The organism is Psychrobacter sp. AOP7-B1-24 (genome assembly GCF_052376215.1).
GTDB lineage: Bacteria > Pseudomonadota > Gammaproteobacteria > Pseudomonadales > Moraxellaceae > Psychrobacter.
In genome coordinates, this window is sequence record NZ_JBQSVL010000069.1 from 1 (window position 1) to 16553 (window position 16553).

Here is a 16553-nt window from a genome sequence, read left to right on the forward strand (position 1 = left end):
TTGGTGAATCTTTATCAATCAAAGATCAGTGAATAGCTGTTTGACGGCTCATGATGCAAGTAAGACCATCAAACCGTTGACGCTATGGCTTATCTACTAACATGTTTTAGTAATTTCGCTCGCTACTGTCTATGCATTCAAACCTTTAAGTTTCATACATATACACATTATACTTACTTTTCAATCTGTTGAACATCGTAAGCTATTATATAGCATCGCTGTTGCACTACTTTATTTTACTGTAAGTCATCAATAAAAAAAGTCTGTCAAATAGGCTTGTTACTTATTAACAAATTGACAGCACTAAAAGGCAACACCTCAGTGTCACCCTTAAATCATCAATTGCCACACTGTATTTATAATATTCAATATCCTATGTCTTCGATATCGATTCTACTCTATGTGAAAATAGCAAAGCAAACACAAAAGAATTAAACAATAAATGGAGCTCATATCGAGAATTGAACTCGAGACCTCTCCCTTACCAAGGGAGTGCTCTACCGCTGAGCTATATGAGCATGTTTTTAATAACTACAGCATACAATCTGTAGATTTACTAAAAAAAATATCACGATACAGTTGTCATAAACTGGTTATCGTGATGTATTATTGATAAATTTTGCGATGGTGTATATATGGAGCGGGTGGCGGGAATCGAACCCGCGTCATTAGCTTGGAAGGCTAAGGTGTTACCATTATACCACACCCGCATTTACTCTTATTTAGAATAACTCTATCTAGAGTTGTCTAGTTATATAATAGAGTATGCTTGGCGCTATGACAAACTTTAGAAAATATGGTGGTGGGAGAAGGATTCGAACCTTCGAAGCTTTCGCGACAGATTTACAGTCTGTTGGGTTTGACCGCTCCCCAATCCCACCTTAGGGTGCTTTGAACAAAAATGACTTTCATTTAAGACAAATTCATAAAAAGCTACTTTGAAAGAGATGGTGCCGACTGCCGGGATCGAACTGGCGACCTACTGATTACAAGTCAGTTGCTCTACCAACTGAGCTAAGTCGGCTTGTTCTCTCTAAAGTGGTGGCTATTCTATCAAATATTTTGAGATGCGCAAGCTCTTTTTCATCTTTTTTTCAATTATTTTCATAATAATATTCAAGCTATTGATTATGTTAATATTTTATCTAACCCCAAATAGCTATTTTTACCATTAAAATGACTATTTGTGTTTTTTAGCAGAAGTAGTTAACGAATTCGCAAACCATTACAGGCCATTTTTACAGCTTTTAGTAGCGCCAATGCTTTTTTATTGGTTTCATCCCACTCATCTTTTGGTACAGAATCAGCGACGACGCCTGCACCTGCTTGGATATGAATCTTTCCACGGCGCATCACGGCGGTACGAATAGCAATGGCGGTATCCATATTACCATGCCAGCCTAGATATCCTACTGAGCCGCCAAAGACGGTTCGACGTACTGGCTCTACCTCATCAATAATTTGCATAGCACGAATTTTGGGCGCTCCTGACAAGGTACCCGCTGGAAACGTTGCACAAAAAACATCTAGAGCATCTTTATCAGGCAACACCTGTCCTTCAACGTTAGAGGCAATGTGCATCACTTGTGAGTAGCGCTCAATAAACATCTTTTCGGTGACTTTGACACTGCCATATTCACAAACACGGCCAATATCGTTACGACCCAAGTCAATGAGCATCAGATGCTCGGCGATTTCTTTTTTATCATTGAGCAGTTCTTGCTCAAGCGCTTCATCTTCTGCTTCGTTCTGTCCACGTTTGCGAGTACCCGCCAATGGTCGCACAGTGACTTTACCGTTTTCGATACGTGATAATATCTCAGGTGATGCGCCGATGATGTCAAAGCGTTTATGATCATCAAGGGTATAACCATGTACCAAAAACAAATATGGTGATGGGTTTAAAAAGCGCAGGGCACGATAGACAGCCAGTGAATCTCCCTTATAATCAGCGGTCAAACGCTGTGCAGGGACAACTTGCATGACATCACCTGCTAAGATGTAATCTTTTATTTTATTGACATCATTGCAGTATTTTTCCGCGCCTGTTTGTGAAGTAAATGTCGGTGTCGGCATCACCGGCGCACTCAAGTTTGGCATCTCTGCTAATTTATCTTCAATCTTTTCGAGTTCACGGATAGCAGTACCATAGCCATCTTCACTATTACAATCAGCATAAACGATAATAGACAACGTGTTTTCCAGACTGTCAAAAACAATCACATTCATTGAGAGCATCAACCACATGTCTGGCATCGACATCGGATTGGGTGCTTCAGATAAGCCCACGCTGGGTTCTATGACGCGCACCATGTCATACCCAAAGTAACCAACCAAACCGCCACTAAAACTCGGTAAGGCAGTGACATCCTCTACGGTTGGCATCTTATACTGCGCCATCAGTTGACGAATATAGTTAAATGGATCATCGACGGTATTTACATCAATATGATCATTTTTTTTGACCGTCATACTCCCGTTTGTATATTGCAAAATCAGATCACTACCTAAGCCAATCATTGAATATCTTGCCCAGCGCTCCCCACCTACGACTGACTCAAATAAATATGCTGAACCGTTTAAATCACGTACTTTCGAAAATACAGATACTGGTGTCTGTGCATCCATTAAGCGTTTTTTGACCAGCGGTGCATGACTAAAGCCACGGTCTTTAAAAGACTGATATTCTTCAAAGGTCATCATAGTAAAGCTCTCTTAACAAAATATTGGCAAAAGATAAAAATAATATAAACCGTACCATCAATAAGAATGGCTACAGTTGACTGCCAAAAATACAAATGAAATATAGCGTCAACACTCTACTGAATGTTGACGCTAATACTGATGCTCTAAGCACACACTTTTACAGCTAAGTCGTGATAAATATAAGCGGATATAAAAGAAAATTTAGGTTATACAGCACCTTTATTAAACAACCATAACGCTAATGCAACAATAATAATGACAATAAATACCCATATAAACCAGCCGCCACTTGGTTTTTTCTCAGGCTGTCCTGTATTGGCTGAGTTGCTAACGGCCTGATCTGCTGCATTATTCCCTTCTGTACCAAGATCATGAGACTGACCTAGATCTGCGGTGCCTGAAAATTGTGCAGTGGCAGCTTGTTTCGCACGTAAGACGTCAGGATCAGCTTCTTCTTGCAGTGTCGTTTTTGTCGTTTTGTCATGCTCTGATTCGACTGCTGGCTTCTCATCCACAACCTCTGCTTCATTTATTTCTTCATACACAGCCCCTTCAGTTGCTACAGGCTGTTCTACTAATGGCTCACTCTCATCAGTCACTGGCGATTCAGGTTCCATCGTTGCCACTTCTTGCAGCTCAGCTACTGCTTCTGTTATCACAGGCTCTTCTGTGATCACTGACTCTTCTAGCACTACTTCTTCTATAGGCTCTAGGGTATTTTCTACTGGTGCAGACTCTACTTTTTCTGCGGATGATAAAACGTCATCGATACCCGTTTCTTTTACGACAGGCTCATCGATGGCTGAATGTTCGATAATGTACTCTTCAAACTCATCTTCTTTAATAATGCTCTCAGCAGACGCAGCTTCAGTATCTACTTCCTTACTAACTGCTACATCATCTGGTGCTGACAAGTTATTCTCTGGCGCAGCAACCGGTGCTTCCACCTGAAAACGAAAGCTTGCAAAACCAATTGTGTCATCCACTTGCAATAGGCTAGATTGATTGCCCTCGATGCGCTGCTCATTGATAAACGTACCGTTTGATGAGTCCAAATCTTTCACATATAACTGACCATCTAATAGGCTTAACACAGCATGGTTACGCGATACTTGCTTGCTGCCGAGTACCACATCATTATCACTGCCGCGTCCAATGGACAAACTGTCATCGACAGTTAAGATTAAGTCGCCAAGCGCTTCTGTTAAAGCGTTAAGCTGCCATGTACCGTTATTGGATGATAGCTTATCGTTGTCTTCTAAAGTAGTCATGATAATCGTACTCCTAATGATTCATTTTTACGTAATTTTGGCTATCATTTTTATCACTGTTTTCGAAATAAAGAAATACCCTAGCCTTGGCATCGTATTGTTATTACTTAGGAATAAACTCAGGGTTAAGGGTACCTGTCAATTTACTATACGGAATACTGAGTGTCGGCATACCATAAGCATAAGCACCGATAGCATAAGGTTGATACTGGATATCGATTCCCTGATCCGTCAAGATCACGTTATCACTCAATACAAATGGCCAAGTCTCTTCGTAGCTGTTGACATCTTCGTCAATCGTTTTTACCCATGCTTTATAGCTGTCATACGCCAACGCCTTAAAGCGCGATTTTTTAGGCTCCGACACCATATCATCTAAGGTGACTTGCTTTTGGGTACTGCTATCAAACATCAAGTATTCGCTATAAGGCATTCCGTGTGCACCACCGGTATAAGCATAAGTACTGACCTCGAACAGCTCAAACCTACCAACGTGGCCCAGATAAGTAGGAGTCACCATTAGCTGATAAGCGAGGGAACTATCTACTGGTAAATCCGTAAATTGTGCGGTAGCGAAACCCGTCAATGCTTGTGTCACTGCTTGTTTACTGACGGTGGTGGCTACAGGACCTGACTCACTGACGTCATTGTTTACAATCAAAGTATTGATACGCGTATTAACAATACGGTTAATCCATTGTTGATTGGTTTTAAGATATTCAATCTCAATTTTTGGGCAGTTATTGTGCTCGATGCACTGCGTTTTTAAGGCATCTGGCAAGCTATAATGCAGATAATCATTATTATTGATTAAGCTATTTTGATAGCTTGTTTCATTGCTATTATCAACTCTGGAATCAGCATTAGCAGGCAAGCTCGCAGCACTCAAAATCAATACCATACTCAATGACCATATCGTGCGAGGTTTAGTATAAAAGTGTGCTGCTACCTTGCCACAAAATAACGTTATTGACTGAGCTTGAGTATGCATACTTACTTGTCCTGTGTCATAAACTGTGATTTTTAAAGTATGTTTGATAACGATTAAGGCCTGTTTTCATGATGAAAATAGTCAGCAAACGACTAAACCGCTACTACATGATCCTCACTAAATAAACTAAATGTACCATCTGTAGTCGGCGGCATTATATTCGTCTTAGCATGTTTCAACTATGCTAGTGTACCGTAACCTTTGCCCTCTCGTGTTGAAACACTGTTTTGTTTTTGCTATTAATAATTTCATACTAGGGTTTACCCTCATTTTAAAAATGGTGATAAAAATGAGATAAATTGTAGTCAAACAAGGAAAATAGCGGATAATATCGAGATATTAGTCAGCTATTTGACGCCGTTTGGCAAGATCTAGCCATTTTCAACCCATTTAGATGGCTATCGATTGAATTGAGAACACGCCCTAAGGTGCTAAGAAATAAGGCACAAACAAAAGGACACAGCAAGCGTGTCCTTTTGTTTAATTATTCGCTAAAAACTGCCTATTAATTAAATGGTAACGCAACAATAATCCGCACATCAACGCTACAAACTAATGCTCACGAAATTAGTGCTCACGTGTGCTACTAAAAGTGATTTCTGGATAGCGGTCTTGCATCAGTTGTAGATTGACTCTCGATGGCGCAAGATACGTCAAATAACCACCACCATCTAATGATAGTTGGTCATGGGCTTTTTTCTTAAACTTCGCTAGTGCCACTTCATCGTCACAGTGAATCCAGCGTACTGTCGCAATCGATACTGGCTCAAAAATACATTGTACTTTGTACTCTTCTTTGAGACGATGCGCGACTACCTCAAACTGTAGCACACCAACCGCACCCAAGACTAAATCGTTATTAATCTGCGGCATAAAGACCTGTGTGGCGCCCTCTTCACTTAACTGTTGAAGACCTTTCTGTAGCGCCTTAGACTTAAGCGGATCTTTTAGGACAACACGGCGAAACAATTCAGGCGCAAAATGTGGAATCCCTGTGAAGTTCAGCGCTTCGCCTTCGGTGAAACTGTCACCGATCGAGATGGTTCCATGATTATGCAGACCGATGATATCACCCGGATATGCTTCTTCTAACGCCTCACGGTCACCTGCTAAGAACGTCAAGGCATCAGCAATACGCACGTCTTTACCCAAACGAACATGCTTCATTTTCATGCCTTTCTCATATTTACCTGAGCAGACTCGTAAGAAAGCAATACGGTCACGGTGGCGCGGATCCATATTGGCCTGAATCTTAAACACAAAACCACTAAAATCCGTCTCAGTCGCTGCCACTTCACGCTCATTGGTTGGATGCGATTTTGGTGGTGGTGAGTATTTGACTAAGGTATCAAGTACCATATTGACACCAAAGTTACCCAAGGCCGTACCAAACAGCACTGGCGTCATCTCGCCCGCCAAAAACGCGTCTACACTGAATTCTTCTAGCGCCATTTGTACCAGTTCAAGCGACTCTTCAAAAGCATCAAACATCAGCTGACCCAAACGCTCACGAATATCTGGGTAGTCATAACCTTCACGAACCTCAGAAACCGTCGTCTTGCCGCCATTACCTTTTTCATAAAAGTAAGTTTTATTTTCGGTCAGATGATAGACACCAACAAAATCTTGACCCATACCGATAGGCCATGTCACTGGTATACATTTAATTTTTAGTACTGCTTCAATCTCACTCAGTAACTCAAGTGGCTCACGAATCTGGCGATCAAGCTTATTGACAAATGAGATGATTGGCGTGTCACGCATACGACAAACTTCCATCAATTTGATGGTTCGTTCTTCGACACCCTTAGCACCATCGACCATCATCAGCGCGCTATCTACAGCAGTCAAGGTACGATAAGTATCTTCACTAAAGTCGGCGTGACCCGGTGTATCCAACAAGTTGACCACATGGTCTTGATACGGAAACTGCATGACTGAAGTGGTAATCGAGATACCACGCTCTTGTTCCATACTCATCCAGTCTGAGGTGGCATGACGATCCGTCTTGCGACCTTTGACTTCACCCACTACCTGAATAGCTTGTCCCCACAACAACAACTTTTCAGTCATCGTGGTCTTACCAGCATCGGGATGCGAGATGATGGCAAAGGTGCGACGTTTGGCGACTTCTTTGTTTAGTTTCTTTGGATCTACGCTCATAATTTTTGGCTTCAACCTTAATTTCAAAAAGGCTGTCTTTTAGACAGTAATCTAAATACATAGAATAAATAATGGGCATATTGTAGCGGATTTAGCATCAGGATGCAGAATTAGCGCACAAAAACCACCGTCTAATGACCAATAACTTGATTACTATACCCAAAGCAGCGAGAACACTGTATTGTTTTCTACCCGACACACCTTGAATATAAGATGACTATCAAAGCGTGTCCTAACAGAGCGTGTCCTAAATTCAACCAATATCAGCTCTAGAGTTCTTTAACGATAGTCGTCAAAATTACAAATTCACAGTATATACTTACGACTGGCCTATAGAGCTAGGCCAGTCGTTTGTTATGCTAAATTCCAGATTACAACCCACCGTTTAACTATAAAAACCGATAACAAAAAAGGATATTTTATGAAAACTTTATACTCTACTAAAGCAACTGTGACTGGCGGCCGTGCAGGTTCAGCTAGCTTGAGCGATAACGATCTTAGTATCAACATGGTGCCACCAGGCTCTGGAAAAGAAGGCAATAACCCAGAGCAGATGTTTGCGATTGGTTATAGCGCTTGCTTTGACGGGGCACTTGGCGCTGTCAAGCAAATGGAAAAAGCAAAGTTTGATTCAACCACTCAGATAGAGGTTGACTTACTACAAGGCGAAGGACATGACTATAAGCTAGCAGCCAAAATTCATGTCATTGGCGAAAACACAGAGCTGTCTGCTGATGAGTTTCAGCAACTGGTCGAAAAAGCGCATCAAATCTGCCCATATTCAAAAGCCACGCGTGGCAACATCAATGTCGAAGTGACGTCAGAAGTAAAATAATACAAGCGCAACGCTTAAACAGCTTGATTATCAAGTCAGCTAAAAAAAAGAACTCAGTTGACGCTGAGTTCTTTTTTTATTGGAGGCTACCTCACTTTTTATAATACAACTTCTTAATAGTCAGAACATCTCGTAACGGTTAAGCAGTTCGGCACACACTGATTTTATCGTTATAATAAGCACATATTTCTATCTAATAGCTGATAAGTGACCTTTATGACTGACCATACGCCCGACAATAGCAATGATAATAATCACAACTCACACCAAGCGCTTGACCCAAAAACATTGCCAAACTTTGACACCATGCCAAACGTAGCGACGATGGACACCAGTCACGTCGATAAAAACCAACCACCTTTCATCTTGGTTGATGGCTCTTATTATCTGTTTCGCACTTATCACGCCTTACCAAAGACCATGCAAAACTCACAGGGTCTAATTACCAATGCCATCCGTGGCACGCTCAATGCGCTGCTCAAGCTGATGCGTCGTTATCACCCTACTCATATGGCCGTCTGTTTTGATACCAAGTCACCGACTTTTCGTCATCATATGTCTGCTGATTATAAGGCTGCGCGCCCACCCATCGATGTAGAGCTGGTAGAACAGATTCCTTATATTCATCGTTTGGTCACGGCATTAGGTCTTCCACTGTTACGTATTGAAGGCGCAGAAGCCGATGACATCATCGGTACGCTGGCACATCGTGCCGTCGAACAAGGTCATCATGTCGTCATCTCAACGGGTGATAAGGATATGATGCAGCTGGTCAATGATTGCGTGATATTAGAGGATAGCTTTACCGGTAAAGTCACGGACTCCCAAGCGGTCATCGACAAATTAGGTATCAATCCAAACCAAATGATTGATTTTTTAACATTGATGGGTGACGCTTCTGATGGCATCAAAGGCGTGCCTGGTATCGGTAAAAAAACGGCAAAAGACTTACTCGTTGAGTATGGCGATATTGGTAATATGTTGAAGCATATTGGCTTTATCAAAGGTCGCGGTGCCAAAGGTTTGATTGAACACGCCGATGATATTCCGTTCAATAGGAAATTGGCTACTATCGTTACGGATTTAGGTATCGGTCAAGACTGGAACGATCTAAAAATCAATACTGATCCTTGTGCTCATATAGACGAATTACGCGAGTTATATAATGAGCTTGAGTTTAGAAACGAGCTGGCGTCTCTCGACCACCCAAACCATCCCGCCAATACTAATGGAAACGGCTCGCAGAGTGTCGCTGACAGTCAGGCAAATGCGGAATCGCAAGCACAAGTCGCCAAGTCGCTACAATCAAGCAGTATTGAGAATATCAAAGACAATCAGAATCCTAATAGAGCGTGGCATACTATTTTAGATGAGCCCGCCTTTGATAGTTTGATTGCGTTACTAGAAGCGGCTCCGCATTTCGTTATCGATACCGAGACTACGAGCATCTATTGGCGTCAAGCTGAAATCGTTGGTTTGTCCTTTGCTGTGCAAGCGCATGAGGCGTACTATATTCCGCTGTCTCACAGTCTAGAAGGTGATGAACTAACCGCTAAACAGCTCGACCGCAATACGGTATTAACACGCCTAAAGCCAATTTTGGAAAATTCAAGCATTGGTAAAATCGGTCAACATCTAAAATATGACGCCCACATTCTCAGTCATTATGATATCGATCTGGTCGGTGCCATTCATGAGCAGCCTAATAACTGGGCCATGGATACCATGCTTGCCAGCTACGTAATCAATGCTGCCGCCACTCGTCACGGTATGGATGACTTGGCACGTCACTATCTACAAACCCAAACCATTAGCTATGAAGACGTCGCGGGTAAAGGCGCTAAACAAGTCACCTTTGATCAAGTCGCTATTGATATCGCCAGTGACTACGCCTGTGAAGATGCCGACATTACCTATCAATTATTTGACGTATTCAGCGTTGAGCTGGCGAACGATGCTAATAATACCAAGCTGCTACATGAGCTAGAGATTCCAACAGCAGAAATACTATGTCAAATGGAAGCGAATGGCATTCTGATCAAGCGCTCGTTTTTAAACGAGTTATCAAAACGCTTCGATGAAGAAATCATCGCACTTGAAAAACGTGCTTATGAAATTGCTGGTGAAGAATTCAATCTTGGCTCACCAAAGCAATTAGGTGAAATGTTGTTTGAAAAACTTGGCGTTGCTGGTGGCAAAAAAACCAAATCTGGTCAGTACTCGACTGGTGAAGCGGTACTCTCAAAAATCGACCATCCATTGGTCGATATCACACTGGAATATCGCGGATTATCCAAGCTAAAGAGCACTTATACCGATGCATTAGACAATGTCGCAGATGCTGAGACGGATCGCGTACACACTAGCTATCATCAGGCACTAACTAGCACAGGTCGTTTGTCTTCGACTGATCCTAACTTGCAAAACATTCCTATTCGTACCGCGACTGGTCGCTTAATTCGCCAAGCCTTTATCGCACCAGAAGGCCGCGTGATTTTGGCAGCCGATTACTCACAAATTGAATTGCGTCTCATGGCACACTTCTCAGGGGACAAAACCCTCACGAATGCCTTTAACGAAGGGTTAGACATTCACGCTGCCACTGCCGCCGAAGTACTTGGAAAAAATGTCGCAGATGTAAGCCCCACCGAGCGCCGTAATGCCAAAGCCATTAACTTTGGACTGCTATACGGTATGAGCGCCTTTGGACTGGCTAAGCAATTACAAATGAGCCGTAATGAAGCGCAAGACTATATCGACATGTACTTTGAGCGCTACCCAGGTGTGAAAGACTATATGATTAATACCCGTGCCAGCGCTCATGAACAAGGCTATGTCGAGACGATATTGGGTCGTAAGCTTTATACGCCTGATATCACTCATAGCAACCGTATGGTCAAGCAAGGCGCGGAACGTGCTGCGATTAATGCACCACTGCAAGGCTCAGCGGCAGATTTGATTAAGCTGGCTATGATTGCCGTCGATCAAGTATTGCCAAAAGAGCAAGCCAAAATGCTGCTACAAGTCCACGATGAATTGGTATTCGAAGTCGATGCGGATAAAGTCGATGATATTAGCCAGTTGATTACCGAGGCGATGCAAGATGTATTGAAGACAACCGCTGTCGAAAAGGGCTGGAATGTAGACTTTGCGGTGCCGCTATTGGTTGAGACGGATAGTGGTCAGAATTGGGATGAGGCGCATTAGTCACTAGAGCGTAGAATATACCCTAACTATCATTTAATATAAAAAGGCTCGGCATTTTGCTTGGCCTTTTTATTATTGGCAATTACGTTTAACAGTAATTTTCTATTACCGATATAAACAAAAGGCACTATTAGCTCATCAAAATAAAAACATTTTTAATTGCAACGTTCATATAATTAACGACCTATGGCATAATACTTTTGTTTACCCTTTTTAGCTACCCAAAACAACTGAAGCCATCTATGATTAAACCAGCAAACCTTAGCTCCCTTACCTTCTTTACGCTTGCTAGTTTAAGCTTATGCACGCCAGCACTGGCTGACACCGAGGCTTCTACAGAGCCTGAAGCGGTCACGTCTGTCAGATCAGAGACGGACTTACCATCTAATGATACACGTCCTAGTCACAATAAGGATCTTGAGCAACTTGGCTATCAACCTGCTGACACCGCTACCGAGCAACCTTTTCCATCTGCGCAAGAAGAGCAAGGCTGGACAGATGAACGCCGTGAAGATGTTCAAGAACAACTGCACGAATGGGCACACAAAATGGATGGCTGGTTTGGTGAACCTGATCCAAAAGAACCTGCCACAGCCAACTTGCGAGTCGTATTAGACACACGCTGGGCTAATGATCCTAAGACAGGTAGCGACGTCACTGTCGAGCCCAGAATTCGTGGCCGCTTGCAACTGCCGGTACTAGAAAGACGATTAAGTCTGATTATCGGTGATGAAGATTTGGATGACGATACTTTTTTAAAACAAGGCACGACTGGCGATACTTACCAAGCGAGCAATAGCAAAGATCGACTCATCGACTCTCGTAAAACTCGAGAAGACAACGCCTCTATTGCACTGCGTTGGTCACGTTTTACCGATGATATCGAAGACCAGTTAGGCGTAAAAACAGATGTGGACGTCGGGGTTCGCTCAATCGACGATCCTTATGTCAAAGTCAGTATCGACAAGGACTGGTACGAAAGTAAAAATTTGGACATCAGCACCGACAGCTATTATCGCTATGGGCTTGATAGCGAACACTATGCCAAGGGCGCACTCGACCTACAATATGGCAAAAACAAAAATCGATTTATCAATAACCGTACTACCGTTCGCTATCGTAATGAAGATAATGAAGAGCGCAAAGACTGGAGTAACGACCTCAGACAAGTCCATTATTTAGGCCATGAAAAACAACTGTCCTATGGTGTCTCTGCCAGCGGTTATTTTGAAAGTGACAAGTCAGGATTAAACAGTTATGGTCCGGCTATCAGCTACCGCCAACCCATCTGGCGCGAGTGGCTTTATGTTCAGACAGAGCTAAATTATTATAATGATGAAATAGAAAATAAAGACCATTACCCTTCTGCCCTACTACGTATGGAGGCTTTGTTTTAAAAAGCGCTGTCTTGATAATCATTGCTTTGATACGATAGACAACCGATTATATCTATGCAAATTTGCTATACTAAATATAATCTCGAGGAATCACTTATCTAATGGATGACCTCGGTCTACTCATGATTAACAACCATTAAGTCATTTATTATGAATATATTGATTACAGGCGCATCGCGTGGCATTGGTCTGGCCACAGCCAAAAAACTGGCAGCAAAGGGCCATCACATTGGCTTGTTTGCGACCAATACAACAACCCTAAAAGAAGTGGTTAAAGACAAAGCGTTTAAAAAGTCTGTCAAAAAACAACGCGTCATCACTGGTCAATTAGATGTCACGCAACCTGATTCGTGGGACGATGCCATTCGTCAAATGATTAATAGTTTCGGTAGTATCGATGCGCTGATTAATAATGCTGGTGTACTGATTAGTGGTACATTGCCAACCACCAGTTTAGATGAGCAGTTGGCTTTAATCGATGTTAATTGTAAAGGCGTACTCATTGGCTGTCATAAACTGGCGCCTTATTTAGCTGATAGTAAAGACGGCAAGATTGTTAATGTATCGTCTGCGTCTGCTATCTATGGTCAGCCTGAAGTTGCTAATTATGCTGCCAGTAAATTTTTTGTACGTGGTCTCACTGAAGGCCTCAATATTGAGTATGAAAAACTAGGTATCAAAGTCATTGATGTAATGCCGCTGTGGGTGAAATCTGACATGACAGCGAATATCGAAGTGACAAGTATAGATCGTTTAGGAATCAACCTAAATGTCGACGATGTGGCCAAAACATTGTGCAAACTCACCGCTAGTCCTAATCGTAAGCTGAAACGTACGCATTACTCCGTGGGTCTGCCAGCGAAAGTTTTTCAGGCAGTATCACAAGTCACACCTGACTCCGTTATACGTTGGGTCAATACCAAGGTTGGCGCAAAATAATCCTTTAAGCTAACAGCGTTATAATTACTAATGATAAAAAATGGCTACCGAATTTCGGTGGCCATTTTTTTTACTGCTATCTTGCTTACATTTTTTGAACATCCTGTGACACCTTCCTGCTATTAGTTCTTATCATAACGCGTCACACTAGTTTTGATAAACATAAGCAGTCTTGATAGAGATAACCACTAATAATAAGGACACTATTATGGACAATATCAAAAGCCCATTACCAAAAGAGATGGATCACATTGAAGGTGATACAAGCATCAATGATAGCAGTCAAGAAATTGATTTAGACAACCCTATGTTGCATACCATCGACAACGATGATGTGATCGACGACAGCACTGGATTCGACAACTCACAAGTAGGCAGTGATGCAACGGAAGGCGTTACTCCGATACATCGCCAAAATATCGATGAATCACGTGTGGACGAAGTATTGGTCGAAGATAATTTAGACGACAGCGACTATCCTAGCATCGTGGATATTGCAGATAGAGATGCAGCAGAATACAGCAATCGTGACGATTGATAAGAATAGCTTAGCATTAAAAATACAAACCAGTGACTTGACCAAAAAAGCACGCCCAATCACATGGAGCGTGCTTTTTTATTGAGTATAGAATACTCTTAATTTTGCTAAAAATTACTTGGGCGATTACTCGCTACGCAACTGATAATGGTTGGTCAGTCCAAACATCACGGTAACTGGTGTAATAGGTAATCATGCCTATTGGGAACAGCACTAAAAAACCCAGTCCAAGAGTAAAGATAGCTACTAATATCACAATTATTGGGCTAACTGTCCAAAACACCAAAAACGGTAGGATATTTTTCAAACACCCTTTAAAGCTCATCTTCATTGCCTCAACAGGCTCAATATTGTGAAGCACAATCAAAGTAGGTGCAAACCATATCGCCATAAACACAGGGAATAATAGTGCAGCAGCGAATAACCCACCTACTAAGATACCCATCACTGCGGCATCACTTGGCTGCTGAGCCAAAGAAAAAGCCATACCACCGAATATAACTACCATGGGAATCATCACAACAATGATAGCCACTAAATACAATATGAATAATATAATTAATGGTTTGAGATGCGTATAAAAAGCTGAAAATAAATGATCGAATTTCAGCTCCTTATTTGTAGCTTGATCAGCACATCCTTTTATTATTCCTCCAATAAACACAAAAGATATAAAGGGAAAGATGAAATTTAAAACGGGAATACTACTACCGATAGCAGTGATGATTAGGTAAGCAACACCAATCGCTAACCATAATAAGAATTGATCTTTAAATATCATAAATGCTTGAGTGAGCCAACTTATACCACACCCTGCTTGGCAAACTCGCGGTTCTGCTAATAACTGCGGTAATAAATTACCATATTCATCCATTGGCGGTAAGTTCGGTGGTTGACCATTAGGTTTTTGTAATGATATAGGATTCAGTGAATCATTAAAGCTAGACATGCTCATCCTTAAAAATAAAGTTGCACAAATATGTAAAACCAATAAAAGTGCAAAACAAAAATTTGTTTGGCACATTGTTACATATCAGCAACATAAAATCTCAACTTTATTTCAATAAAGACAGTTTTTTAAATTATCAGCAAAAAAATACCGAACACAATGTCCGGTATTTTTTATCACTTATTTCCTATAGTCAAAGAACTCTAAAATGGGTACAAGGCAGCCGACTGCAGATTGTACAAGTAGTACATCTAAGGAGGGTAACGCTGTAGCGGTTTAGTAGTTCACTGACTATATAGCCATTACATCAATGACATCTAGCCGTTAAACTCAGTAATTATGCCCAGCCATCCAGCGTGCCGGCCCAACCTTTCACCAATGGCGCACTAAGTGCTTCAAGCAAGTCAATATGCGCGTCATCGAGATTGAGTGCTGGAATATAATGATATTCTTGTCCGCCCGCATTGAGGAAATTGTCACGGTTTTCGATCGCGAGCTCCTCTAACGTCTCTAAACAATCGGCTGAAAATGCCGGGCTAATCACTTGTACCGAACGAACGCCAGACTTGCCCCAATCTTCCAATACGACATCAGTATAAGGCTTGACCCACTCTTGCTTACCGAAGCGCGACTGGAAACTGATAATCCATTCATCTTCCGTCAAACCAAGCGCATGAGCAACTTGCGCTGCGGTACACTTACAACGCTTGGGATACGGATCACCTTTGTCAGCATAGGGCTGCGGAATACCATGAAAACTGAACATCAGCTTTTCAGGTTTGCCATGTACCGCTTGAAAACGGCGAATCGAATCTGCCAACGCCTGAATATAAAGCGGATGAGCGAAGTAATCTTTTACGATCGTATAGTTCGGCAGATTACGTTGTTTCAATGTCCATTTCGTCAATGCATCATAGACCGCACCGCCTGAAGAGGCAGAATACTGCGGAAATAATGGCAAGATAACAAAGTGATCAACACCTTCACCGCGCAAACTATCCATCACATCAGGCAACCCAGGATTACCATAGCTCATGGCAGAATGTACAGAGACGCGAAACGGTGCAGCAGTGTTTGCTAACCGCGGCGCTAACATTTCAACTTGGCTGTTTAATATCTTACGGATCGGCGAGTCACCTTCCCAGATACTGGCATAGGCTTTTGCCACACGTTTCGGACGACTGGGCAATACGAATAAATTGAGAATAATCGCCCATAAAAATTTGGGAATCTCAATCACCCGTGGGTCTGACAAAAACTGTTTTAGGTAACGACGCACGGCAGGCGCGGTTGGCTCATCTGGCGTACCTAGATTCACTAATAAGACGGCAATACGTGGTGGTAATTCAGGTTTCATAACAGCACTATTTTATCCGGTTGATGAAAAACATGGGTCAAGTAAAGCAGCTCAAGTAACGTGTTGGCTTAAGCAAAATAGCTCAAACATATATGCCGCGTAGCATTGTAAAATCATTGTTAAGTTAATGCGTTGTTGATAAAGCATTTTACCCTTTAATCACGCACAGTAACAATGCAAAGGTACAATTTGATACTCAA

11 protein-coding genes and 4 tRNA genes are annotated in these 16553 nt (G+C 42.0%); 5 read left to right on the forward strand and 10 right to left on the reverse strand.

Annotated elements, in window-relative coordinates; genetic code table 11:
- Nucleotides 1-443: 443 nt before the first annotated feature.
- From ACT3QP_RS11960 to ACT3QP_RS11995, 8 genes are all read right to left on the reverse strand, one after another.
- Nucleotides 444-518 (reverse strand) — tRNA-Thr (locus ACT3QP_RS11960).
- 118 nt (nt 519-636) lie between these two features.
- Nucleotides 637-710, reverse strand: a tRNA-Gly gene (locus ACT3QP_RS11965).
- Between the two features lie 87 nt (nt 711-797).
- A tRNA-Tyr gene (locus ACT3QP_RS11970) sits at nt 798-881 on the reverse strand.
- A gap of 67 nt (nt 882-948) precedes the next feature.
- Nucleotides 949-1024: transfer RNA gene (locus ACT3QP_RS11975), tRNA-Thr, on the reverse strand.
- Nucleotides 1025-1206: 182 nt separating this feature from the next.
- Nucleotides 1207-2703: an anthranilate synthase component I gene (gene trpE, locus ACT3QP_RS11980; protein WP_444525649.1), complete on the reverse strand. Its 1497-nt coding sequence runs from the start codon at nt 2701-2703 to the stop codon at nt 1207-1209.
- A gap of 209 nt (nt 2704-2912) precedes the next feature.
- Nucleotides 2913-3977, reverse strand: coding sequence for an FHA domain-containing protein (locus ACT3QP_RS11985; RefSeq protein ID WP_444525650.1), 1065 nt, complete (start codon nt 3975-3977; stop codon nt 2913-2915).
- A 103-nt stretch (nt 3978-4080) separates the two neighbouring features.
- Nucleotides 4081-4968 carry an RsiV family protein gene (locus tag ACT3QP_RS11990; RefSeq protein WP_444525651.1) on the reverse strand — a complete coding sequence of 296 codons (888 nt, stop codon included), beginning with the start codon at nt 4966-4968 and terminating at the stop codon, nt 4081-4083.
- A gap of 567 nt (nt 4969-5535) precedes the next feature.
- Complete coding sequence (locus ACT3QP_RS11995; RefSeq protein WP_444525652.1) at nt 5536-7131, reverse strand: peptide chain release factor 3; 1596 nt, start codon at nt 7129-7131, stop codon at nt 5536-5538.
- A gap of 421 nt (nt 7132-7552) precedes the next feature.
- Here ACT3QP_RS11995 and ACT3QP_RS12000 point away from each other — a divergent pair, with 421 nt between their 5' ends.
- From ACT3QP_RS12000 to ACT3QP_RS12020, 5 genes are all read left to right on the forward strand, one after another.
- The gene (locus tag ACT3QP_RS12000) at nt 7553-7966 is read left to right on the forward strand and encodes an organic hydroperoxide resistance protein (protein WP_444525653.1); all 414 of its coding nucleotides are present in this window, start codon (nt 7553-7555) and stop codon (nt 7964-7966) included.
- Nucleotides 7967-8182: 216 nt separating this feature from the next.
- Nucleotides 8183-11173: a DNA polymerase I gene (gene polA, locus ACT3QP_RS12005; RefSeq protein ID WP_444525654.1), complete on the forward strand. Its 2991-nt coding sequence runs from the start codon at nt 8183-8185 to the stop codon at nt 11171-11173.
- 242 nt (nt 11174-11415) lie between these two features.
- Nucleotides 11416-12570, forward strand: a complete 1155-nt coding sequence (locus tag ACT3QP_RS12010; RefSeq protein ID WP_444525655.1) for a hypothetical protein — start codon at nt 11416-11418, stop codon at nt 12568-12570.
- A gap of 150 nt (nt 12571-12720) precedes the next feature.
- Nucleotides 12721-13509: an SDR family NAD(P)-dependent oxidoreductase gene (locus ACT3QP_RS12015; RefSeq protein ID WP_442073032.1), complete on the forward strand. Its 789-nt coding sequence runs from the start codon at nt 12721-12723 to the stop codon at nt 13507-13509.
- A 208-nt stretch (nt 13510-13717) separates the two neighbouring features.
- Nucleotides 13718-14047: a hypothetical protein gene (locus ACT3QP_RS12020; RefSeq protein WP_442073031.1), complete on the forward strand. Its 330-nt coding sequence runs from the start codon at nt 13718-13720 to the stop codon at nt 14045-14047.
- Nucleotides 14048-14180: 133 nt separating this feature from the next.
- On the opposite strand, the gene ACT3QP_RS12025 is transcribed toward ACT3QP_RS12020, so the two are convergent.
- Together ACT3QP_RS12025 and hemH are read right to left on the reverse strand one after the other, a co-directional pair.
- Entirely contained in the window at nt 14181-14996 is an 816-nt protein-coding gene (locus ACT3QP_RS12025; protein ID WP_444525656.1) for a BPSS1780 family membrane protein, read from the reverse strand.
- Nucleotides 14997-15333: 337 nt separating this feature from the next.
- Nucleotides 15334-16353 (reverse strand): ferrochelatase, encoded by a 1020-nt coding sequence (gene hemH / locus ACT3QP_RS12030; protein ID WP_444525657.1) that lies wholly within the window; start codon nt 16351-16353, stop codon nt 15334-15336.
- Nucleotides 16354-16553 lie beyond the last annotated feature (200 nt).

Bases quoted from the DNA above. Each gene is read 5' to 3' on its own strand.
- polA (WP_444525654.1), top strand. From the start codon at position 8,183: ATGACTGACCATACGCCCGACAATAGCAATGATAATAATCACAACTCA.
- ACT3QP_RS11990 (WP_444525651.1), bottom strand. From the start codon at position 4,968: ATGCATACTCAAGCTCAGTCAATAACGTTATTTTGTGGCAAGGTAGCA.
- ACT3QP_RS12025 (WP_444525656.1), bottom strand. From the start codon at position 14,996: ATGTCTAGCTTTAATGATTCACTGAATCCTATATCATTACAAAAACCT.
- hemH (WP_444525657.1), bottom strand. From the start codon at position 16,353: ATGAAACCTGAATTACCACCACGTATTGCCGTCTTATTAGTGAATCTA.
- ACT3QP_RS11985 (WP_444525650.1), bottom strand. From the start codon at position 3,977: ATGACTACTTTAGAAGACAACGATAAGCTATCATCCAATAACGGTACA.
- ACT3QP_RS12010 (WP_444525655.1), top strand. From the start codon at position 11,416: ATGATTAAACCAGCAAACCTTAGCTCCCTTACCTTCTTTACGCTTGCT.
- ACT3QP_RS12020 (WP_442073031.1), top strand. From the start codon at position 13,718: ATGGACAATATCAAAAGCCCATTACCAAAAGAGATGGATCACATTGAA.
- ACT3QP_RS12015 (WP_442073032.1), top strand. From the start codon at position 12,721: ATGAATATATTGATTACAGGCGCATCGCGTGGCATTGGTCTGGCCACA.
- ACT3QP_RS11995 (WP_444525652.1), bottom strand. From the start codon at position 7,131: ATGAGCGTAGATCCAAAGAAACTAAACAAAGAAGTCGCCAAACGTCGC.
- ACT3QP_RS12000 (WP_444525653.1), top strand. From the start codon at position 7,553: ATGAAAACTTTATACTCTACTAAAGCAACTGTGACTGGCGGCCGTGCA.
- trpE (WP_444525649.1), bottom strand. From the start codon at position 2,703: ATGATGACCTTTGAAGAATATCAGTCTTTTAAAGACCGTGGCTTTAGT.